This window comes from Caulobacter sp. FV1ye13L, from assembly GCF_058681155.1.
Genome location: NZ_CM178732.1, coordinates 2,688,492 through 2,708,809, shown reverse-complemented (window position 1 = coordinate 2,708,809; position 20,318 = coordinate 2,688,492). Strand labels below are relative to the sequence as shown.

General features: G+C 65.7%; 22 protein-coding genes. 12 read left to right on the top strand and 10 right to left on the bottom strand.

Annotated elements, in window-relative coordinates; genetic code table 11:
- Window positions 1–4: 4 nt before the first annotated feature.
- The 6 genes from ACW176_RS13065 to ACW176_RS13040 form a co-directional block, all read right to left on the bottom strand.
- On the bottom strand, window positions 5–520 hold the full coding sequence (locus ACW176_RS13065) for a hypothetical protein (RefSeq protein WP_492057609.1): 516 nt from the start codon (window positions 518–520) through the stop codon (window positions 5–7).
- Window positions 517–1,533, bottom strand: coding sequence for a rod shape-determining protein MreC (gene mreC, locus ACW176_RS13060; RefSeq protein ID WP_492057610.1), 1,017 nt, complete (start codon window positions 1,531–1,533; stop codon window positions 517–519). The genes ACW176_RS13065 and mreC overlap by 4 nt, the downstream gene beginning before the upstream one ends.
- Window positions 1,534–1,581: 48 nt before the next feature.
- On the bottom strand, window positions 1,582–2,625 hold the full coding sequence (locus ACW176_RS13055) for a rod shape-determining protein (RefSeq protein WP_004623009.1): 1,044 nt from the start codon (window positions 2,623–2,625) through the stop codon (window positions 1,582–1,584).
- Window positions 2,626–2,965: 340 nt separating this feature from the next.
- On the bottom strand, window positions 2,966–3,844 hold the full coding sequence (locus ACW176_RS13050) for a DMT family transporter (protein ID WP_492057611.1): 879 nt from the start codon (window positions 3,842–3,844) through the stop codon (window positions 2,966–2,968).
- Window positions 3,845–4,005: 161 nt separating this feature from the next.
- On the bottom strand, window positions 4,006–5,580 hold the full coding sequence (locus ACW176_RS13045; RefSeq protein WP_492057613.1) for a 2-isopropylmalate synthase: 1,575 nt from the start codon (window positions 5,578–5,580) through the stop codon (window positions 4,006–4,008).
- Window positions 5,581–5,817: 237 nt separating this feature from the next.
- Window positions 5,818–7,791 carry an alkyl/aryl-sulfatase gene (locus ACW176_RS13040; RefSeq protein WP_492109429.1) on the bottom strand — a complete coding sequence of 658 codons (1,974 nt, stop codon included), beginning with the start codon at window positions 7,789–7,791 and terminating at the stop codon, window positions 5,818–5,820.
- 152 nt (window positions 7,792–7,943) lie between these two features.
- Between ACW176_RS13040 and ACW176_RS13035 the strand changes: the two genes are divergently transcribed.
- Window positions 7,944–8,540, top strand: coding sequence for a TetR/AcrR family transcriptional regulator (locus ACW176_RS13035; protein ID WP_492109428.1), 597 nt, complete (start codon window positions 7,944–7,946; stop codon window positions 8,538–8,540).
- On the opposite strand, the gene ACW176_RS13030 is transcribed toward ACW176_RS13035, so the two are convergent.
- Window positions 8,515–9,222, bottom strand: coding sequence for a TVP38/TMEM64 family protein (locus ACW176_RS13030; RefSeq protein ID WP_492109427.1), 708 nt, complete (start codon window positions 9,220–9,222; stop codon window positions 8,515–8,517). The two genes, ACW176_RS13035 and ACW176_RS13030, sit on opposite strands and share 26 nt — an antisense overlap.
- Window positions 9,223–9,441: 219 nt before the next feature.
- On the opposite strand from ACW176_RS13030, the gene ACW176_RS13025 reads away from it, so the two are divergent.
- The 10 genes from ACW176_RS13025 (at window position 9,442) to ACW176_RS12980 (ending at window position 16,396) form a co-directional block, all read left to right on the top strand.
- A complete protein-coding gene (locus ACW176_RS13025; protein ID WP_492057617.1) occupies window positions 9,442–10,107 on the top strand; it encodes an AAA family ATPase in 666 nt (221 codons plus the stop codon).
- 86 nt (window positions 10,108–10,193) lie between these two features.
- Window positions 10,194–10,727 (top strand): NADPH-dependent FMN reductase, encoded by a 534-nt coding sequence (locus ACW176_RS13020; RefSeq protein ID WP_492109426.1) that lies wholly within the window; start codon window positions 10,194–10,196, stop codon window positions 10,725–10,727.
- Window positions 10,728–10,976: 249 nt separating this feature from the next.
- On the top strand, window positions 10,977–12,179 hold the full coding sequence (locus ACW176_RS13015; RefSeq protein ID WP_419317471.1) for a pyridoxal phosphate-dependent aminotransferase: 1,203 nt from the start codon (window positions 10,977–10,979) through the stop codon (window positions 12,177–12,179).
- A gap of 104 nt (window positions 12,180–12,283) precedes the next feature.
- Window positions 12,284–12,430 carry a hypothetical protein gene (locus ACW176_RS13010; protein ID WP_419317472.1) on the top strand — a complete coding sequence of 49 codons (147 nt, stop codon included), beginning with the start codon at window positions 12,284–12,286 and terminating at the stop codon, window positions 12,428–12,430.
- 9 nt (window positions 12,431–12,439) lie between these two features.
- The gene (locus ACW176_RS13005) at window positions 12,440–12,700 is read left to right on the top strand and encodes a hypothetical protein (RefSeq protein ID WP_419317473.1); all 261 of its coding nucleotides are present in this window, start codon (window positions 12,440–12,442) and stop codon (window positions 12,698–12,700) included.
- A gap of 188 nt (window positions 12,701–12,888) precedes the next feature.
- Window positions 12,889–13,965, top strand: a complete 1,077-nt coding sequence (locus ACW176_RS13000) for a sensor histidine kinase (RefSeq protein WP_492109425.1) — start codon at window positions 12,889–12,891, stop codon at window positions 13,963–13,965.
- Between the two features lie 79 nt (window positions 13,966–14,044).
- Entirely contained in the window at window positions 14,045–14,626 is a 582-nt protein-coding gene (locus ACW176_RS12995) for a carboxymuconolactone decarboxylase family protein (protein ID WP_492109424.1), read from the top strand.
- Between the two features lie 56 nt (window positions 14,627–14,682).
- Window positions 14,683–15,276, top strand: a complete 594-nt coding sequence (locus ACW176_RS12990) for a glutathione S-transferase family protein (protein WP_492057623.1) — start codon at window positions 14,683–14,685, stop codon at window positions 15,274–15,276.
- Window positions 15,273–16,217: a DUF6807 family protein gene (locus tag ACW176_RS12985; protein WP_492109423.1), complete on the top strand. Its 945-nt coding sequence runs from the start codon at window positions 15,273–15,275 to the stop codon at window positions 16,215–16,217. The genes ACW176_RS12990 and ACW176_RS12985 overlap by 4 nt, the downstream gene beginning before the upstream one ends.
- Before the next feature lie 2 nt (window positions 16,218–16,219).
- Window positions 16,220–16,396 carry a DUF4169 family protein gene (locus tag ACW176_RS12980; RefSeq protein ID WP_419317478.1) on the top strand — a complete coding sequence of 59 codons (177 nt, stop codon included), beginning with the start codon at window positions 16,220–16,222 and terminating at the stop codon, window positions 16,394–16,396.
- 9 nt (window positions 16,397–16,405) lie between these two features.
- Here the strand turns inward: ACW176_RS12980 and ACW176_RS12975 are convergent, their stop codons facing one another.
- From ACW176_RS12975 to ACW176_RS12965, 3 genes are all read right to left on the bottom strand, one after another.
- Window positions 16,406–17,425, bottom strand: a complete 1,020-nt coding sequence (locus ACW176_RS12975; RefSeq protein ID WP_492109422.1) for an alginate O-acetyltransferase AlgX-related protein — start codon at window positions 17,423–17,425, stop codon at window positions 16,406–16,408.
- A gap of 73 nt (window positions 17,426–17,498) precedes the next feature.
- A complete protein-coding gene (locus ACW176_RS12970) occupies window positions 17,499–19,016 on the bottom strand; it encodes a tryptophan halogenase family protein (RefSeq protein WP_492109421.1) in 1,518 nt (505 codons plus the stop codon).
- A gap of 42 nt (window positions 19,017–19,058) precedes the next feature.
- Entirely contained in the window at window positions 19,059–19,847 is a 789-nt protein-coding gene (locus ACW176_RS12965; RefSeq protein WP_492057627.1) for a Coq4 family protein, read from the bottom strand.
- 70 nt (window positions 19,848–19,917) lie between these two features.
- On the opposite strand from ACW176_RS12965, the gene ACW176_RS12960 reads away from it, so the two are divergent.
- Window positions 19,918–20,166, top strand: a complete 249-nt coding sequence (locus ACW176_RS12960) for a ribbon-helix-helix domain-containing protein (protein WP_419317482.1) — start codon at window positions 19,918–19,920, stop codon at window positions 20,164–20,166.
- Window positions 20,167–20,318 lie beyond the last annotated feature (152 nt).

Sequence of the window (20,318 nt, the reverse complement as noted above, 5' to 3'; positions counted from 1 at the left end):
CGCCTTACCGGAAACGAACGTCGGCGTCGTCGAAGCGGTCGACCAGCCGGTGGGCGAACGGGAACAGCAGGGCCGTGGCCAGAAACTGCCAGAAAACGGCCAGCAGACTGGGGGTCGCCAGGCTGTCGAGCATCGAAAACAGGAAGCCGGCGACCATGGCGACAGCCGTGACGCCGGCAAACCAGGCCCACATCATGACCCGGCTTTGGCCGGTCATCATGTTGCGAGCCATCAGCACCATCGCATAGGCCACCAGCAGGGACAGGCCCCACAGGCCCGTCGGACCGCCCCAGAACAGGTCCAGGAACAGACCCAACAGCAGGATGGCGAAGGGCGCGAGGATCGAGGGCCGGATCAGGGCCCAGGCAAAGGCCGGAACCATGGCGAAGACCGGCTCGGGCAGTTGCAGGCCCCAGATGCGCAGCGGCGCTGCAAAAACGATGGTGGCCGCCATGCAAACGAGCAGCGGAATGCCCAGCCAGCGCGCCGGGTGCAGGGGCCTGGCGCCGCGCATGCTCATTGCGCCGGCGCCGCTGCAGCCGGCCTGGATGCCGGCAGTCCGGATGCCGGAGGGGCGGGAGCCACGGGCGGCCTGGTGACGGCAACTGGCGCGCTGAGAATCGAGGTCTGGGGATCTTCAGTGGTCACGGGCGGCAGGCTGCGGGTCTGCAACTGCTTCTCGTCGGCCAGTTGAGCGAAATCCTTGAAGAGCAGGATACGGACGAAATCAATCGCCGCATCGTCGGCGAACAGAACCACGCGCCAGCGCCCGTCGAGACCCTTGACCGCCGCGCCCACCGGCAGGCCGCGCGGCACCACGCCGCCATCACCGGAGGTGACCACCCGGTCGCCCTGCTGGATAGGGTCAACGCCGCGCAGATATTCCAGCTTGGGATTGGGGCCTCCGTCGCCGGTCAGGATGGCGCGGGCGTTTGTGCGGTCGATCATCACAGGGGTGCGCGAGGCGATATCGGTCAGCAGCAGCACGCGGCTGACGCCGCGCGAAACGCCGACGACCCGGCCGACCAGACCGCGCTCATTGAGGACAGGATTGCCGACCACCACGCCCTTTTCGGAGCCGGCGTCGGCCAAGCGGGTATTGGCGAAGGGGCCGCGGCTGTCGCTGACCACGCGGGCGGACGCCATGGGAATGGGCGGATCGGTCTTCAGGCCCAGCAGCGACTTGTAGCGATCGTTGGTGTCCTGCAGCGCAAGGGCCCGATCGCGCCACTGGCGCATCTCGGTATTCTCGGCCTTCAGACGGCGGTTCTCGGAGGCGGTGAAGAAATAGCTGCGCACGAAGTCGAGACCCAGACCCGTCCAGCGCCCCGGCGCGGCGATCACGCCGCTCACGGGCTTGGAGACCGTGTCCACCGTCTGACGGGTCACGCCATAGGCATGGTCCTGCAGCGTCTCGCGCCGATCAGCCAGCAGGAACGCCACCGCGATCACGACCGCGACGATGAGCGCCACGGCCGCGGTCCAGGTGAGCGGCACTTTCAGGTCGCCGAGGGGACCTTCGCGAAAGGGCACGAACGCGTTCTCCTGGCGCCGCCCCGGCGCCTTTGTCGGAAATTAGGCCTAGGCCAGGGTGGATTCCAGGACGCCCTTCATCCACTTGGGATGCTCAAGCACCTTGCCGCAGCCCAGGGCCACGCAGGATAGCGGGTCATCGGCCACGGTCACCGGCAGGCCGGTGTGGTCGCGGATCTCGGCGTCCAGGCCGCGCAGCAGCGCGCCGCCGCCGGTCAGCATGATGCCCTTGTCGGCGATATCAGAAGCCAGTTCCGGAGGCGTGGCCTCCAGGGCGACCTTCACGGCCTCGACGATCTGCCCGACCGGTTCAGCCAGGGCGTCGGCAGCCTGCTTTTCAGAGATGCGGACTTCGCGCGGCACGCCCTGCATCAGGTCGCGGCCCTTGACGTCGATCGACAGGCCTTCGCCGTCGGCCGGCGCGCGGGCGGTGCCGATTTCCTTCTTGATGCGCTCGGCAGTCGTTTCGCCGATCAGCAGATTATGGTGGCGACGCATGTAGCTGATGATCGCCTCGTCCATCTTGTCGCCGCCGACGCGGACCGAACGCGAATAGACGATGCCCGACAGCGACAGCACGGCCACCTCGGTGGTGCCGCCGCCGATGTCGACGACCATCGAACCGGTCGGCTCGTGGATCGGCAGACCGGCGCCGATCGCGGCGGCCATCGGCTCGTCGATCAGGCCGACGCGGCGGGCCGAGGCGTTCAGGCAGGAATCGTTGATCGCGCGGCGCTCGACGGCGGTGGCGCCCGACGGCACGCAGACGATGACCTTGGGGTTCACGAAGCCCTTGCGGTTGTGAACCTTGCGGATGAAATACTTGATCATCTCCTCGGCGACTTCGAAGTCGGCGATGACCCCGTCGCGCATCGGACGGATGGCTTCCATGTGACCGGGCGTACGGCCCAGCATCTGCTTGGCCTCAATTCCCACGGCGTGGACGATCTTGCGGCCACCGACATTGCGAAGCGCCACCACCGACGGCTCGTTCAGAACAATGCCTTTGCCCTTCATATAGATGAGGGTGTTGGCCGTTCCGAGGTCGATGGCGATGTCGTTGGAGATCACGCCGAAGAGGGAAGAAAACATTGAAAGCCCTGACTGAGGGATAGAGGGGCAAAACGCGGCAGTTCAAGACGAAAGCAGGCTCTGGACCAGTCCTCGGCGCGAAGCGGACTTCGCGCGATTCACTACCTAACCCACTACCGGACAAGGACAACATGATTCCCCGGAATCGCCGTCTCATCTGGGTTTACGCACTCGAGGACAAGGCGGGAGCGCCGCCCCCTGGCCGCGCCGTCGCCTGACAGCCCCAAAGCGCGTCGACGCTGCCCGTTTGCCCTGCGAAAGCGTTGATTTCAAGGTCTATTCGCGGGTCGTCCAAAGGCATTTTCGGCGAGGGTCTCCAGGCGCCTAATCATGGCGAAATCTAGCCGAGCGCGGCCATGACCACGCCGAGCGCAGTGACCACTCCGGCGACGATCTGCAGACGGGTCAGACGCTCGGAAAACAGCCGTCGCCCGGCCAGGGCGGCGATGGGCATTTCGACCACGCCGACGGCCCGGACCGGTCCGACCGGACTCAGAGCCATGGCTGTGAACCACAGGCCCGAGGCCGCCGCGCCGCAGAACCCCGCCCCCAGAGACTGCCGCCAGACAGCGACCACCGCCGCAATGGCGGCCGGGTTTCGCACCGCCAGCACGCTGGTCAGGGTCACCGTCTGGATGGCCTGGACGATCATCACCGTGACGAAGGCCGAGGCGACGGGATGGCCGGGATCGAAGGCCAGGCTGGCCTGGCGAAAGCAGTTGGCGCTCAGCGCGAAGATCGCGCCAGAGCCCAGCCCGGCCAGAACGGCGCCGCGACGCAGGACCACCTCGCCTCTCGGCCAGGTCAGGGCCGCCAGACCCAGGGTGACCACCAGGCCGCCGATCCAGGCCATCAGGCCGACATGGTCGCCAAACAGCAGCGCGCCCCAGACAAGAGCGAAGGGCAGCCCGCTCTGCTGCATGGCTGTGCCCAGAGCGAAGGTCGAGCGATGCATGGCGGTCAGCAAGGCGGCCGTGGCGGCGATCTGCAGTCCCGCCCCCGCCGCGCAGGCCAGCCAGAACCAGGTCGTGGGATGGGCCTGCGCGCCCGGTGTGGCCCACCAGGCGATGGCCGCGAACACGGTGGCGAAGGGCAGGCCAAACAGGAACCGCACCAGGGTTGCGCCCCACGGCCCCGCTCCGCCCATGACGGAGCGCTGGGCGGCGTTGCGGGCGACCTGCAAGGCCGCCGCGCCGATGGTGATGGGAATCCAGAGCATGAATATCCTCTCCTTCTCCCCTTGCGGGAGAAGGTGTCACGCAACGACGAATGAGGGGGCGCTCGGCGCAAGCCCCGCGACAACAGCAACGGAGCGGCCGGACAACCCCTCATCCGGCCCTTCGGGCCACCGTCTCCCGCAAGGGGAGAAGGAAGACTGCGCTAGAACCCGCTGGCGATCGCCGCCTCGGGGCGGCTCTTTTCCTTGCGGGCAAAGAGGTTGTTGAGCGCGTTCACATAGGCCTTGGCAGAGGCCGTGAGCGTGTCGGTGTCGGCGGCCTGGCCGGTGGCGATGCGGCCATCCTCTTCCAGACGCACCGAGACCTGGGCCTGGGCGTCGGTGCCTTCGGTAACCGCATGCACCTGGAACAGGCGCAGGGCGGCGCTGTGCGGCACGATCTTGTGGATCGCGTTGAAGACGGCGTCGACGGGACCATCGCCGGTCGCCTCTGCGTGGCGCTCCTGGCCGTCGACATCCAGGGTCAGTTCGGCCGACTGACCTTCGGTGCCGGCCACGACGCGCAGGTGCAGCACACGGATCTTCTCCGAGCCGCGCGCCAGGGCGTCGTCCACCAGGGCGATGATGTCGTCGTCGTAGACGTGCTTCTTGCGGTCGGCCAGATCCTTGAAGCGGCCAAACGCCTCCTTCAGGGCGTTCTGGCCCAGCTCGTAGCCCAGGTCCTTCAGCTTGGCGCGGAAGGCGTGGCTGCCCGAGTGCTTGCCCATGACCAGGCTGGACGGCGCCTGGCCGACCGATTCCGGAGTCATGATCTCGTAGGTCTCGCGGTTCTTCAGCATCCCGTCCTGGTGGATGCCGCTTTCATGCGCGAAGGCGTTCTTGCCGACGATGGCCTTGTTGTACTGCACCGGGAAACCCGTGATGGCCGAGACATAGCGGCTGGCGCGGGTGATGTGGGTGGTGTCGATCCTGGTCTCGTAGGGCAGCTTGTCGCCGCGCACCTTCAGGGCCATGACGATCTCTTCCAGCGCCGCGTTGCCGGCGCGCTCGCCCAGACCGTTGATCGCGCACTCGATCTGGCGCGCCCCGCCCTGCACGCCGGCCAGGCTGTTGGCCACGGCCAGGCCCAGGTCGTTGTGGCAGTGGGTCGAGAAGATGACCTTGTCGGCGCCCTCGACGTTCTGGGTCATCCAGCTGAACAGGTCGGCATATTCCGACGGATAGGTGTAGCCGACGGTGTCGGGCAGGTTGATCGTCGTCGCGCCGGCCTTGATGGCCGTCTCGATGGCGCGGCGCAGGAACTGACGGTCGCTGCGGGTAGCGTCCTCGGCCGACCACTCGACGTCGTCGCGCAGGTTGCGGGCGTGAGTCACCGAGCGGGCGATCACGTCGATGACGGCGTCCGGCTCCATCTGCAGCTTGTGCTTCATGTGCAGGTCGCTGGTGGCGATGACCACGTGGATCCTGCCGCGGGCAGCGGGTTTCAGCGCTTCGGCGCAGCGGTCGATATCCACCTGATGCGCGCGGCACAGGCCGGCGATGGTGCTGTTCTTGACGATCTTGGAGATCTCGCGGACCGCCTCGAAATCGCCGTTGGACGCGATCGGGAAGCCGGCCTCGATGACGTCGACGCCCATCTCCTCAAGGATCTTGGCCAGTTCCAGCTTTTCATCGTGCGACATTGAGGCGCCGGGCGATTGCTCGCCGTCGCGCATGGTGGTGTCGAAAATCACGACGTTGTCGCGCTTGTCGAAAGCGCCGTTAGCTACGGAGGTCATTTGAATACTCGTCGGAAGGTGTCTGCGTGCGGGGCGGCTGCGGGCAAATCATCCCCTGCGCGCCCGGTCACGACGATGCGTGACCCTAGAGCGCCCAGGGGCTGGTAAGCCGAAGCAGAAGCAGGGTGCGCGCGACGTTCATGCTTACTTTCTACACATCGCCCCCAATTGCAGCAAGCATTTTGCGCCTGGAGCGCTATTGGCCGCACGCTGCGCAACTTCTATCCACGCACCAAACTATTTGAGGCGCGTCACGATCGGAAAATCGCTCGGAAAGGCGTCAAACCACCCCGACAGTCGCCCCATGGCGGCCCGATCGCCCTGGAGCTTGACCTCCCCGGTCAGGATCTTGGGCAGCAGGGGTGTCCCCCGGAACAGCGAGTCGAGGAACACCGGACGGGCCACCGTCAGGGTGGCGTCGACCGTCTCGCCTGCGGCCAGCGGCTGAGCCACCAGAACCCGGTTGCGAACCTCGACCAGGAACCTCTCGTTGCGCTCAGGAAAGATGAAAGCCAGCTTGAGACGCGCGTCGCCGACCTTCTCGGCGTTCAGCCGGATGGCCAGGACGTCGAAGATCATCTGGCTTTCCAGCCCCTGCAGCATGTCGAGCGAGGCCATCGAGGCCGGGATCTTGCGCACGCCGCCCCTGAGCTCGTCGGTCGCGGTCAGGTACATGTTCCGCCAGATGGCGTTCTCGGTCTGGTAGCCGAGCTGCTCATAGGTGTCCGCCAGTTGGGCCCGGGCGGCCTTTTGCCTCTCGTCGCCCATGACGACATGGTTCAGCAGGCTGGCAGACCAGGCATAGTCGCCCGCCTTGGCGGCCTCGGCGGCCAAGGCCATGACCTTGTCGGCCCCGCCCATGGCCGCGACATAGCGCTTGCCGGTTTCGGCGGGCGGCGCCGGGGCCAGGTGGGCGGGATTGGCGTCGTACCAGCCCATATAGCGCTGATAGACTGCCCGGCTGTTGAAGCTCATGCTCCCGTAGTAGCCGCGATTGTACCAGTTCCTGGCCAGGCTGGGCGGCAGCGCGATCTGGGCGGCGATCTCGTCACCGGTCAAACCGTGATTCAGCAGCCGAACCGACTGGTCGTGCAGATACTTGTAGGTGTCGCGATGCTCGGCCAGCACAGTCTTGACGGTCTCCTGGCCAAAGCGCGGCCAGCCGTGGCTGGTGATCATCAGGTCAGAGCCATCGGCGAACAGCCGGATCGACTCGGTCAGATAGTCGGACCAGGCCTTGCTGTCGCGCACCAGCGCCCCGCGCGGGGTCAGCACGTTGTGCATCGACGGATTGACGTTCTCGGCCATGTCGAGAATGCGCAGGTCCGGCAAATAGAAGTTCATCTCGGCCGGAGCTTCGGTGTTGGGCGTGTACTGGAACCGCACCTTCACGCCATCCAGCACCAGTTCCTGGCCGGTGTGATCGATGATCTGAGTGGGCGGGATCAGGGTGATCGTGCCCTTGGCGATGCCCTGACCAATGCCCGAACTGATCTGCCCCTCGACGCCGGGCGGCAGCATGATCCCGAACTGATATTGGGCTCGGCGGCTCATGGCATTGCCGGCAAGGACGTTCTCGCTGACGACTTCCTTCATGAAGCCCTCGGGCGCGATGATCGCCACCTTGCCGGCCTTGACGTCCTTCTCGTCGATAATCCCGCGAACGCCGCCGAAATGATCGCTGTGGCTGTGGGTGTAGATCACCGCCCGGATCGGCAGCGCACCCAGTTTCTCGGTCACCAGATCAAACGCCGCCCGGGCGGTCTCGGCCGTCGTCAGCGGATCGACGACCACCCAGCCGCTGTCACCCTTGATGAAGGTGATATTGGAGACGTCAAAGCCCCTCACCTGCCAGACCCGGTCCGAAACCTGAAAGAGGCCATGGCGCGACAGCAGCTGGGCCTGACGCCAGAGGCTGGGGTTCACCGTGGCGGGCGGCTCGCCCTTGAGGAAATCATAGGCCGCCAGGTTCCAGGCCACCTGGCCGTCGGCGCGCTTGATCAGCGGGTCGGCGCGCGTGCCCAGAAAGCCGCGATCGGCGAATTCAAAGTCCTGACGATCGGAAAACGGCAAGGCCTGGGCAACAGCCTTCTGGCGCTCGATGGTCGGCGTCGAGGCCGCTTGACCCGCGTGAGCAGCCAACGGAATCGCGAAAAGCGCAACGGCCGACACGACAAGCGCCGCCTTACGGCTAAGCTTGAATTCCGACATCGAATCCTCCCCAGTTTCGTATTTGAAACTTTATAGTTTCATTCTACATATCATCGAAGATGACGGTAGCAAACCAGGCTCGGCCACCTACGCCACGGGGACGTCCCGGTCAGCCCAAGCCTCGGGTCGATCGCGACGCGCGCGCCCAGGCCGTGCTTGACGCGGCCGTGATGGTGTTCGCCGAAAAAGGCCTTCACGCCGCGACGATGCAGGACATCGCCGACCGGGTGTGCATGGCCAAGATCCTGATCTATCGGCTCTATCCCTCGCGCCAGGCCCTGATCGACGCCCTGTTCAGCGAGATCCTGCTCGAGATCGAGGCCACCGCGGCCCTGCCCTGGGGCGGCTACGGCTCGGGCATGGCGGCGCTGATCGAGATGGGCAGAGCCCACCCTGACCTGTTCGTCTTGCTGTTGCGCGAGGCGCGGGGCGGTCCCGAGACCCTGCCTTGGGCAACCGCCTGCGACGCCCTTCTCGCGGGCCTGACCGAACCGTTCGTGGCGCCGCCGCCAGAAGCCTCCGAGGACCTGAAAGCCGCCTGCGCCCACGCGGCGCGAACCTTCCTGCCTTTCATCACCCAGGCCTGGGTCGCCGGTATCGAACGCAGCGACGGCATGACCGACGCGGCGCGCATCAAATGGTTTGGCCAGGTGGTCCGCGCGTGGCGCGCCGCGACCCGTGACGCCCTGGGCCTGCCGGACGCGCCGGAACCCGCCACCCTGGCTAGTCAGCCGCCTCGCGCTTCTTGAGCCAGGCGCGGGCGACAAGACCCGCGACGATCCAGACAGCCACGGCGATCAAGAGCATTACGATGTGCTGCCTGCCACCGCCGCGCATGGCCTGGACGATGGAGTTGCCGGCGAAGGCCGTCAGGCCGATCTTCGGGATGATGCCGATGGCTGTGCCGGCCGCGAAATCACGCAGCTTCATCGGCGTGACGCCGGCGGCCATGTTGACGACGATGAAGGGGGCCGAGGGGACCAGCCGCACGATCAGGCTGGCCAGAAAGCCGTTCTTGCCGATCAGCCGCATGAACTTGGCCACGCCGTCGCCCGCGAAGTCACGCAGCACCCTGGCGCCGAACGCGCGTCCCAGCCAGAACCCGACCAGCGACGAGACCAGGGTGCCGACCCAGCTATAGGCGAAGCCGGTCAAGGGTCCGAAGGCGACCACCGCTGCGGCGATCAGCACGAACTGGGGAACACCGATAAAGGCCAGGGCGGCGAACGCTCCCACCGCCACGGGCAGGGCCCAGGGACCGTGGGCCGCGCCAAGCCACTGCTCGACGGCCGCCTCACCATTGAGGCCCAGGAACTGGGCGCCAAACAGGAAGACGATCCCGACCCCGCCAAACAGCACGAAGGACACCGCCACCGTGCGCCAGGCGCGGGCGTCCATATTGGTCACAAACTCGATGAGGCGGCGCATCACGCCTCCTGCCTCGCTCAATGGCGCCGGTGGGTCAAGCATCAGCCATGCGTCCGGCGCCTCGATGGCGGGCGAATTAACCGCGTTAAAGCCCTCGCCCCTTGTTTTTCAAGGGATAGCACTCGCCCGTCACGACAATTCATTTGCTAAGCCTTCACATTACACCGTTACTTATCCACAGGCCGGTGGGGCAAGAACCGTGTCTGAACTGGAGTGACCGACGTGAAGACCCTGGCTGTGATTTCTCGCAAGGGCGGGGCCGGCAAGACAACGCTATCGGTCAACCTGGCCATCACCGCCCATTTGGCGGGCCTCAAGACCATGATCGCCGACATCGACCCGCAGCGCTCGGCGACCGATGCGCTCAAGGCTCGCGTCGCTCCGGGCCCCACGCTGATGGAGATCAACGCCGGCAAGCTGTTCCAGACCAAGGCCATGGCCGGCTACAGCGGTTATGATTGCCTGATCGTCGACACGCCGGCCACGCCCGACACTGATGTTCTCCAGGCCGTTCAGTGCGCCGATCTCTGCGTGCTGGTGTGCCGGCCCACCTTTCTGGACATCGCTTCCATCGCGCGGTCAGCCGAGGCCGTGCGCCGTCTGGGCAAGAAGGGGCTGATCGTTCTCAGCCAGGCCCCGCCCCGCCGCAATGGCGCCGAGCCCGTCAGCGTCCTCAAGGCCGCCGAAGCCCTGCGGTTTACAGGCATGCCCATGGCCCCGGTCGGCCTGCGCGCGCGCGCCGCTTTCCAGCAGTCGATGGCCCATGGCCGGTCGGTCTGCGAGTGGGAGCCGAGTTCGGCCGCCAGCCAGGAAATCCAGCGCCTTTGGGACCATCTGGAAACCTTGGCGCCGAGCGGTCAAAGCGATCTGTACGTTAGCGCGAACTGACACACGTCTGGCCCGAGCGCTAGCCGCACACGCCGGTTGATCCTATCTCTTTCGCTTCGCCAACCCGGGCGATGCGAAGGCATGACATGAACATTCTTGGCGTTTCCGGCAGCCTGCGCGCCGCCTCGTTCAACACCGCCCTCCTGCGCGCCGCGCAGGAGTTGGCGCCCGAAGACGTGACGATCCGGATTTTCGGCCTGCACGACCTGCCGCTGTTCAACCAGGACGTCGAGGATGCGGGCGATCCCCCGGCCGTGACCGCCTGGAAGGACGCCATTCGTAAGTCCGACGCCCTGCTGCTGGCCTGCCCGGAATACAATGGCGGCGTGACCGGGGTGCTCAAGAACGCCATCGACTGGGCCTCGCGCGGCAAGCCCGCGCCCCTGACCGGCAAGATCTGCTGTCTGGTCGGAGCCAGCCCTGGCGCAACGGGAACCGTCCGCGCCCAGGACGCCCTGCGGCTGTCGCTACGGCGCGCCGGGGCCGAGGCCGTTCCGCTGGGCGAGATCCTGGTCGGCCAGGCGCACACCAGGATCGTCGACGGCGTACTGACCGACGAAACCACACGAACCTATCTGGCCCGCCACCTGGCGAGTTTCGCGGCGCGCCCCAAGAGCTAGTTGGCTTGTTTCGACAGGTCGTCGTCGGGGCCAAAGTCCAGCCGACGAAGCGGTCGAGAGCCTTGATGGCCATCATTGGCGGTAGCGCTACCGCCCACGGAGGGCGATGCAAGACGCCGGCAGGCCACAGGGCTGTCGCCCAAAGGCCTCACCTGCCCCAAGAGCGCTCACCCCGCGTTGCGCCGCAGCAAGCGGAGGCGTAAAGACCGCCGCAATCCTGAAAACCGGTTTCCCAGGGGAGTCCCAAGAATGTCGCTCGAGTCCGCCGCCCTGCGGCGCATCGCACCGTCGGCCACTATCGCCATCAGCGCCAAGGCGCGCGCTCTGAAGGCCGCCGGTCGTGACATTATCGCCCTATCGGCGGGCGAGCCGGACTTCGACACCCCGGACAATATCAAGGAAGCCGGCATCGCGGCGATCCGCGCCGGCAAGACCAAGTACACCGACCCCGACGGCATGCCGGAGCTTAAGGCGGCGATCTGCGCCAAGTTCAAGCGCGAGAACGGCCTCGACTACAAGCCCAGCCAGGTCCACGTCGCCCCCGGCGGCAAGCCGGTGATCTACAACGCCCTGGTCGCCACCCTGAACCCGGGCGACGAAGTCATCATCCCGGCGCCCTACTGGGTGTCCTACCCCGACATGGTGCTGCTGGCCGGCGGCACGCCCGTGCCGGTCGAGACGACGGCCGAGAGCGGCTTCAAGCTCACGCCCGAAGCCCTCGAAAAGGTCATCACGCCCAGGTCGAAGTGGCTGATCATCAACAGCCCGTCCAACCCCTCGGGCGGCGCCTATACCCGCGCTGAGCTGCAGGCCATCGCCGACGTGCTGCTCAAGCACCCTCAGGTCTGGGTGCTGACGGACGACATGTACGAGCACCTGGTGTTCGACGACTTCGAGTTCACCACCATCGCCCAGGTCGAGCCCCGGCTCTACGACCGCACCCTGACCATGAACGGCGTCTCCAAGGCCTATGCCATGACTGGCTGGCGGATCGGCTACGCGGCCGGACCCGAGCCGCTGATCAAGGCCATGGCCAAGATGATCAGCCAGACGACCTCCAACCCGTCGTCCATCTCGCAATGGGCGGCGCTGGAGGCGCTGAACGGCACGCAGGACTTCATCAAGCCCAACGCCAAGCTGTTCCAGGAGCGACGCGACCTGGTGGTCTCGATGCTGAACCAGGCCACCGGCATCCACTGCCCGACTCCGGAAGGCGCATTCTACGTCTATCCGTCCTGCGCGGGCCTGATCGGCAAGACGGCGCCCAGCGGCAAGACCATTGAAAGCGATGAGGATTTCGCCGTCGAATTGCTGGAAACCGAGGGCGTCGCCGTGGTCCATGGCGCGGCTTTCGGCCTCTCGCCGTTCTTCCGGATCAGCTACGCCACCAGCAATGATGTGCTGGAAGACGCCTGCTCGCGGATCCAGCGTTTCTGCGGCAACGTTAAGTAGATCGACAGATTCCTCCCCTTCGGGGGAGGATTCCACTGCGCATCGCGCACAAAGCGCGCTAGGGGTCTCGCCCGTCGCGCTTCCAGCGACCAAGGAGGTCTTAAATGGCGCGTACTCCCAACTATTCCTTCGAACGTCAGGAACGCGAGCGCGCCAAGGCTCGCAAGGCCGCCGAGAAAGCCGCTGAAAAGGCCGCCGCGAAGCAGGCGCAAAATCCCGAGGACGCTCCGTCCCAGACCGACGACCAGTAAAGAACCTTCATGCCCACCCTGACGATGTACAACCACGAGACCGTCGCCCTTGATGGCGAGGTCTTCTCGGACTGCGAGTTTCGCGGTTGCCGCCTCGTCTATTCCGGTGGTGAAGCCCCGACGTTCGACGGCTGCCGCTTCGACGAGTGCGAGTGGAAGTTCGACGATGCCGCCGAACGCACCCTGGCCCACCTGAAGGTGGTCTGGAACAACGGCGGCAAGGGCCCGGTCCAGGCGCTGATCAAGGAAATCACCGGCGGCGGGCGCTAGCCCGCAGAGCCTCCGGCGAACTGGCGGCACGTGGCCCTGCAGGCGCTTTGGCAAGATCTTTGAGTTTTCGCCAAGCCAAGCAATTAACGACAACCACCCGCAAAGCGCGTAGTGTTGCTCCATCGGCATCTATCCGCTGCCGTCCGCGCCAAAGTCGCCGCGTCGAGGATCGGATCTGAATCCCGCCGATGGACCGACAGATACTCGGCACTGAAGATGCCCAAACCCTTGCTCAGGCCATCGTCGATACGATCCACGAACCTCTCCTGGTCTTGGACGAACGCTTCAATGTTCTAGCGGCCAGCCGGTCTTTCTACGAAATATTCCAGGTTGATCAGCAGCAAACCCTGGGCTGCCTGCTCTACGCGTTAGGCGACGGTCAGTGGGACATCCCTGCGCTTCGGCTCCTGCTCGAGACGATCATCCCCGAGCACACGGCGATGGATGGCTTCGAGGTTGAACACGACTTTCCGGGCCTGGGTCGTCGCACCATGCTGCTGAACGCCCGGAACGTCATCTACGCCACCAGTTCCCGCTCAACGATTCTACTGGCCTTCACCGATGTCACCGCCCGTCGCCTGGTTGAACGGGAGAGGCAGAACCTGCTGGAGCGAACCGAAGAGCTCCTTGGGCAAAAGCAGGTTCTGTTGCAGGAGATGCAGCACCGTGTGGCCAACAGCCTGCAGATCATCGCCAGCATCCTGATGCTCAAGGCTCGGGCCGTGACCTCCGAAGAAACCCGCTTCCATCTCAAGGACGCCCACCAGCGGGTCATCTCGGTCGCCGAGGTTCAGTCGCATCTGCACGCCTCGGGCGGCGTCGACCAGATTGAGGTTGGCCCCTATCTGACCAAGCTGTGCGCCAGCCTGGGCTCCTCGATGGTCAGCCAGGACCGTCCGATCGCCCTGAAAGTCTTCGCCGACCACGGCCTTATCGGATCGGACAAGGCTGTGAGTATCGGCCTGATCGTCACCGAGCTGGTCATCAACGCCATAAAATACGCCTTCCCGATCGCCCGGAAGGACGCCCTGATCAATGTCACCTTCTCCAGCGAAACGGGAGACTGGGAATTGAGCGTGGTCGACAATGGCGTTGGCGCGGTTGAGGGTTCTTCGTCAGCCAAGCATGGCGGCCTGGGAACGGTCATCGTACAGGCTCTGGTCAAACAGCTTGAAGGGCAGATGACGGTCGACGCATCGGTTGGCATGCGTGTGTCGATCAAGGGAAGCCGCCCGCTTTCCCCCTCGCTGGGCAACCCGGCTTGACGGCCATTTGACCCCGGGCCTGTCATAGCGCGATGCTGGGGTCGGCGCGGCGCCAGACCGCGCGAGCGGGAGGCGCGTGATGAGATTGAACCAGCCCAGGGTCCACCCCCTGTCCGATGACGGGCAGACGCCCGAACAAGCCGAAGTCCTGGCATCCTTGGGCGGCGGCGGGGTGATCCCGGCAGGGCCGGTCCTGAACATCTTCCGCACCATGGCGCACGCCCCCAGCGCCCTGAAGGCCTTCCTGACCTGGGGCAACTACATCCTTTCGAAAAGAAACGATCTGCCCGCGCGCGAGCGCGAGATCGTCATCCTGCGCACGGGCTATCTGTGCAGGAGCGGCTACGAGTGGACCCAACATGTCGAGATCGGCCTGCGCTGCGGCCTGACGCCCGATGAGATCGTCAGACTCAAGGCTGGACCTGAAGCCGGCTGGAGCCCGGCCGACGCGGCGCTGATCCGCGCCGCCGACGAACTCAACGCCGACCACTTCATCAGTGACGCGACCTGGGCCGCTTTGTTGTCCCACTTCACCGAGAAGCAGGCGATGGACGTGGTCTTCACCGCCGGCCAATACACCCAGGTCAGCATGATCCTGAACACCTTCGGGGTTCAACTGGACCCGGGCCAGACCCTCGATCTCGACTTGCGGAAGACATAGCCTGGGGGCTTGCCCCACCATTTTGTTCCGGTTACGTTCGCGCCAGGATAGCGGAGATGACGATGCTCACCCTGTTTCACGCCCCTCGCTCGCGATCGACGCGCTTCCTGTGGCTGCTGGAAGAACTGGGCGCGACCTACGAGATCAAGACCGTCGACATCTATCGCGCGACGACCAAGACGGGCGCTCGAGACCCGGCCAATCCGCATCCCCATGGCCAGGTACCGGCTCTGCTGGATGACGGCGTACTGATCACCGAATCTGCCGCCATCGCGCTCTATCTGACCGACAAGTTCCCCGCCAATGGTCTGGGCCCCCAGGTGGGCGACCCCTTGCGCGGTCCCTATCTCAGCTGGCTGGCCTATTATGCCGGCGTGCTCGAGCCTGCGGTCGTCAATCTGTGGAAGCAGCGGCAGGACGACGAGGACAAGGCGACCTATCAGGCGATGGACGATCGTTTGCGGACGACGCTGGAAAAGTCGCCCTGGCTACTGGGCGAGAACTTCTCGGCGGCCGACATGCTGTTTATCAGTCTGTTGCAGTTCGCCCGCCAGATGCTGCCGCCGCACGCGGTCTATGACGACTGGCTGGCGCGCGCCAATGCCCGCCCTGCCCTGGCGCGGGCCCTTGCCAAGGACGACAGCCAATGATCCGCCACTCGCCGATCCTCGCCCTGGCCGCCCTGCTGGCTCTGTCGGCTCCGGCGGCGGTGGCGCACGCCGACCCCGCGATCGGCGCCCGGGTCGATGCTGTGCTGGCGGACGATGCGGTGACCCTCACCGAAGCCGGCAAGACCGTGCTGGTCTATCGGACCAAGGCCCTGGATCCGGCCGCCGAGCCGGGACGACTGAACTATGTGCATCCGCTTTACGCGCCCGACGGCACGGTCCTGACCGAGGACAAGCCGGCCGATCATCTGCATCAGCGCGGCGCCTTCTGGAGCTGGCACCAGGTGTTGGTGAACGGCAAGCCTGTGGCCGACGGCTGGTTCATGAAGGGTCTGACCTTTCATGTGCGGGAAAAGCGCTTCAAGGGCGACGCCCAGGGTGGCGGAACCCTGACCGTCAATGCCGACTGGATCGTCACGTCCGGTCCGGAACTGGACTATGTGGCGCGGGAAACGACCAAGGTCAGGGTCTATCCGCTGAAGGACGGCGCACGGCGCATAGACTTCGACACCCTGATCACCGCGCGGGTCGATGCCCTGGGCCTGGGCGGCAGCGACGATGCCAAGGGCTATGGCGGCTTTTCCCTGCGGCTGGTGCGCCCCGACAGACTGACCTTCGCCTCGGGCGGCAAGACCATCACGCCGACGGACACGGCCCTTGAAGCGGGCGCCGCCATGGGCTTTGCCTGGCCCGCCGAGGCCGGATCTCCGGCCTGGACCGTGGGCCTGACCTGCAAGGCCAACGAGCAGCCGATCAAGCGCTGGATCCTGCGCAAGTCGCTGTCGATGCAGAACTGCGTCTTCCCCGGCCGCGCGCCGTTCGTGATCAAGAAGGACGAAACCCTGCGGCTTCGCGAGACCCTGATCATCCGGCCCGCCACGCCGGCCATGAGCCCCTCCGCGCCAAAGACCCAGAAGCCCTGACCATGGCCGAGATCCTCAATCTGAACCGAGCGCGCAAGGCCAAGGCGAAAGTCGAAGACAAGACGCGCGCTGCGGAGAACCGCGCGAAATTCGGTCGCGCCAAGGCCGACAAGGCTCTCGACGCCGCCCGCGCCGACAAGCTGCGCCGCGATCTGGACGGCGCCAAGCGCGAGGAGTGACTCGGGTTCCTACTTGTGGATGTAGTTGATCGCCGTTGAGCGCGGATAGGTCGCCAGGAACCGCTCGGCGACAAAGTGCAGGATGACATCGGGTTGTTCGCGATCAATCAGATCGCCGATGACGTCGCCTTCGTGCCAGATGAATACCGAGCGCGAGAAGTGCTGCGCCAGCAGTTCGATGCTGAGGGTGGCCGTGGAATCGCGGAAGACCAGCGCCTTGGGCAGGCTCTTGTCGTCCTGCTCCATGATGACCGTCTCTCGCCCGCCGCCGCCGGGGATGAATCCCTCGGGCGTCGGGACCTGACGGGCGCGTTTCCTGGCTTCCGGCAGGGTGTGGGAGATCACCAGCTCGAGCATATTGCCGACCCGCGCCAGGGAGGCGTCGACCTCGAACTCATCCTTCACCGCTTCAGGCAGCTGGATCAGCACATCGCCCTCCATGCCGGCGATGAAGTGCTGAAGATGGTTGAAGGTCAGCGGCTCACCAACCGGCGCGCCGCGCGCCTGCAGCGCCAGGATCGCCTCGCGATAGACATGATAGGCGCCCATCCAGTTGACGTGGGTGTCGCCCCGGAAGAACAGCAGGCCCAGGCGTTTCAGGGCGTCGAAACGGTCCGCCAGGTAGTGCACGACATCAGGAGCCATCCGCGCCATGGCCATGGCGGGCCTGTCGTCGAAGGGGGGCGCAGCATCGAGCCCGGCCGGCAGATAGTCCCGATAGACGATGCTCTTCTCTGGACAGATGAACATTTGGTAGTAGCGCCCCGCCAGGAGCTCGGCGCGTTCGTTGAGGATTTTCTGGACGACGGCCTGCTCGTCGCCCGACCAGCGCTTGAGACCCAGGTGCCAGCTCAGGAAGTCGTTTGTGTCATTGATCAGAAAGACCCAGCCGCCGCGCGCGGCGAGACCCTTGGCCCCGTTCTGAATCGCCTTCAGGCCAGACAGGATTTCGGAAACGGCCTCAAGAGGGTCGTCCTTTGGCGGTGGCGCGGCTTCAGGCTGTTTTCGACGACCAAACTGAAATCGCATGAGCCGGTCACTCCAGGGCGCGGGACGCTAGGCGTTGCGCCCTGCAAGATCAATCAGCGGCCGCTGGCAGTCTTCACGCCTCGACCACATCCAGCATGTTGTGCTCGGCCAGGAAAGCGTCGTGCTCAGGCATGGCGTCGACCAGTTGGGTCGTCTGCCGCTGAATCAGCGCGAAACTCGCTGCGGTCTCCCGCGCATCTGCCCGATCGGCAAGCGGATTGTGGCCTCGGGGGGAAATCCCTTGGCCCAGCATCACCGCCAGCCATGAACTCTGGGAGAACAGCTCGTCGGGTCGCGAAAGCAGCATCCCGCGATCCCGGAAGATGGCGACGCGTTCTTCAAGGCTCTCGGGGATGGGCATGGTGGCGACGTACTCCCAGAACGCCGAGTCCCGCCGGGTGGTCGCGTGATAGTGCAGGATGATGAAATCCCGCACCGTCTGAGCCTCGTCGCGCACCCGGTTGTTGTAGGTCTCGATATTGACCGGGCTGAAGTCGCGGTCCGGAAAATGCTGCAACAGCTTGACCAGCCCTGAGTGGACCATGTGGATACTGGTCGATTCCAGCGGCTCCAGAAAGCCGCTGGCCAAGCCCAGGGCCACCACGTTGCGGCTCCAGGCCTTGCGCCGGCGTCCTGTCACGAACCGCAGATGCCTCGGGTCGGCAAGCGGCGCGCCGTCGAGGTTGTCGAGCAGGGTGCGGGTGGCGATCTCCTCGGTGGTGAAGCGGCTGGAGAACACATAGCCGTTGCCGGTGCGGTGCTGCAGCGGGATGCGCCACTGCCATCCCGCCTCGCGAGCGGTCGAGGTCGTGTAGGGGGTGATCGGTCCCACCCGCTGGCATGGGACCGCCACGGCGCGGTCCACCGGCAGCCAGTGGCTCCAGTCATCATAGCCGGCCTTCAGCGCGCCCTCGATCAACAGGCCGCGAAAGCCCGTACAATCGATGAAGAGGTCGGCGGCCACCTGCTGGCCATCCTTGAGGGTCAGGCTTTCGACAAAGCCGTCGTCGCCGCGCAGGGTGACGTCGACCACCTCGCCCTCAATCCGCTTGACGCCCATCTGCTCGCTGAAGCGGCGAAGGTGGCGCCCATAGAGGATCGCGTCGAAATGATAAGCCGAAGCGAAGCGCGCCAGCGGCGAGGCCGGATCGGCGGTCGGCGCGGCGACACGCCCCCGGCGGGCGGCCTGCTCGCAGATCGAATAGGCCCCGATGTCTTCGGCAAGGCCCTTCTCGCGCAGCATCAGATAGAGCTGGTGGAAATCACCCAGCTCGGCATTTGGGCCAAAGACGCCGAACGGGTGGAGGTAACGGCTCTGGGCGCCGCCCCAGCCGACGAACTCGATGCCCAGTTTCAGGCTGGCCTTGGTTTGCCGCATGAAGGCGGCTTCCTTGAGGCCGATCAGGGCGTTGAACTGCCGGATGGCGGGAATGGTCGCCTCGCCGACGCCGACAACGCCGATCTCGGCCGACTCGATCAGCTGTATCGAACAGCCCCGGCCCAAGGCCGAGCGCAGGGCCGCAGCGGCCATCCAGCCTGCAGTGCCGCCGCCGACGATCACGATCGACCTGATGGCCCGCTCAGCCGTCATCCTGAACTCCCCCCGGGCAGCCCCCGCCCGCGCCTGGAAGTCCTATGCCATGGCCGGGACAGCGAGGCGATCACGGCGTTCAGCCGGAATAGCGCGGTACAGCGTGTTGGGCCGGATCGCCAGACTTTCGCGGGCCTCCTCCAGCGACATGGCGAACAGCGCCGGATAATCGACCGCCGGCAGCCAGGCCGCCGACTTGCCATTGCGCCAGGCCTCGCGCACGGCGGCGCCGTAGGGCTCGCCATTTCTGGCGCGACCAAACTGCTGCACGCCGACCAGGGCGATGAAGGCAAAACCCAGGCTGCGGGTCTGGGAATAGGAGAAGGCGACCACGCAGACCTCGCCCAGAGCATCCGTGCCGTAGCCGGTCAGGACGTGCCAGACGTCGTGGACATCGCGCAGGCGTCGGCCGTACCAGGCCAGGGGGTGGAGCGCGTCGACATTGGCGTCGGGAATCTTGCGGCTTTCGTCGGCCAGGCCTTCGGCTGAGAGGCCGCGCGGCGCGATGAACTCGCGATAGGCGGCGCCGACCGTCCCCGGTCCGAAGGCGGCCAGCCAGGCGGGATCGGAGAGCCGAACCGCGAACTCGTCGCGCTCATAGGCGATGCGGCCACCCTCGGGCGTGGACAACAGCCGGCGATAGCCATTAGGGATCGCCCTGCCGGCCAGGGCCCGCATGATCTCGAAAACCTGGACGGTGTCTTCCTTGTCGGCGATCAGGCGCCCCATCGCCCTGAGCGCCCGCAGGGGCTGCAATCGGAAGGCGTCACGCCCTTTGACCGCCGGTCTTGCCACGGCGGCCAGATCGAGGACTTGCGTGGCGGCGCTCATGAGGCATGCTCCAACGGACCCCGCAAAGATGACATCGCGTCACCTTTTATCAAGAGGCAATCCGCCAGGCATGGGCAGTCTCAAGAAACGTTCGGTGAATCTGGCCGGCCACGCCACGTCCCTGGCGCTGGAGCCGGAGTTCTGGAGCGTGCTTGAAAGCGCGGCCGCGCAGGACGGGCTCAGCCTCGCGGCCCTGATCCAGAAGATCGATACCGGCCGGGGCGAGCGACCGCTGGCCTCGGCCTGTCGGGTTTTCGCCCTTCACCGCGCCAGCGCCGTTCAGCCGGGACGCGGGGATGTGGGTAGTGGGGCCGGCTGAGGATTTGGCATCGGCCCTAGCGGAGCCGACGGCGCCCGAAACTGAAGGTCCGGCGACAGGCTCGTAGCCCCGCCCAGACGCCACGCCATCCACAGGGTCAGGACCACGGCCAAGGCGATCAGTCCGGCCATCCAGGCCCCTGATCTTGGGTG

Bases quoted from the DNA above. Each gene is read 5' to 3' on its own strand.
- ACW176_RS12970 (WP_492109421.1), bottom strand. From the start codon at position 19,016: ATGACGGCTGAGCGGGCCATCAGGTCGATCGTGATCGTCGGCGGCGGC.
- ACW176_RS13005 (WP_419317473.1), top strand. From the start codon at position 12,440: ATGCCCACCCTGACGATGTACAACCACGAGACCGTCGCCCTTGATGGC.
- ACW176_RS12990 (WP_492057623.1), top strand. From the start codon at position 14,683: ATGACGATGCTCACCCTGTTTCACGCCCCTCGCTCGCGATCGACGCGC.
- ACW176_RS12965 (WP_492057627.1), bottom strand. From the start codon at position 19,847: ATGAGCGCCGCCACGCAAGTCCTCGATCTGGCCGCCGTGGCAAGACCG.
- ACW176_RS12985 (WP_492109423.1), top strand. From the start codon at position 15,273: ATGATCCGCCACTCGCCGATCCTCGCCCTGGCCGCCCTGCTGGCTCTG.
- ACW176_RS13000 (WP_492109425.1), top strand. From the start codon at position 12,889: ATGGACCGACAGATACTCGGCACTGAAGATGCCCAAACCCTTGCTCAG.
- ACW176_RS13040 (WP_492109429.1), bottom strand. From the start codon at position 7,791: ATGTCGGAATTCAAGCTTAGCCGTAAGGCGGCGCTTGTCGTGTCGGCC.
- ACW176_RS12995 (WP_492109424.1), top strand. From the start codon at position 14,045: ATGAGATTGAACCAGCCCAGGGTCCACCCCCTGTCCGATGACGGGCAG.
- ACW176_RS13065 (WP_492057609.1), bottom strand. From the start codon at position 520: ATGAGCATGCGCGGCGCCAGGCCCCTGCACCCGGCGCGCTGGCTGGGC.
- ACW176_RS12975 (WP_492109422.1), bottom strand. From the start codon at position 17,425: ATGCGATTTCAGTTTGGTCGTCGAAAACAGCCTGAAGCCGCGCCACCG.
- ACW176_RS12960 (WP_419317482.1), top strand. From the start codon at position 19,918: ATGGGCAGTCTCAAGAAACGTTCGGTGAATCTGGCCGGCCACGCCACG.
- ACW176_RS13010 (WP_419317472.1), top strand. From the start codon at position 12,284: ATGGCGCGTACTCCCAACTATTCCTTCGAACGTCAGGAACGCGAGCGC.
- ACW176_RS13050 (WP_492057611.1), bottom strand. From the start codon at position 3,844: ATGCTCTGGATTCCCATCACCATCGGCGCGGCGGCCTTGCAGGTCGCC.
- ACW176_RS13020 (WP_492109426.1), top strand. From the start codon at position 10,194: ATGAACATTCTTGGCGTTTCCGGCAGCCTGCGCGCCGCCTCGTTCAAC.
- ACW176_RS13015 (WP_419317471.1), top strand. From the start codon at position 10,977: ATGTCGCTCGAGTCCGCCGCCCTGCGGCGCATCGCACCGTCGGCCACT.
- ACW176_RS13055 (WP_004623009.1), bottom strand. From the start codon at position 2,625: ATGTTTTCTTCCCTCTTCGGCGTGATCTCCAACGACATCGCCATCGAC.
- ACW176_RS13045 (WP_492057613.1), bottom strand. From the start codon at position 5,580: ATGACCTCCGTAGCTAACGGCGCTTTCGACAAGCGCGACAACGTCGTG.
- ACW176_RS12980 (WP_419317478.1), top strand. From the start codon at position 16,220: ATGGCCGAGATCCTCAATCTGAACCGAGCGCGCAAGGCCAAGGCGAAA.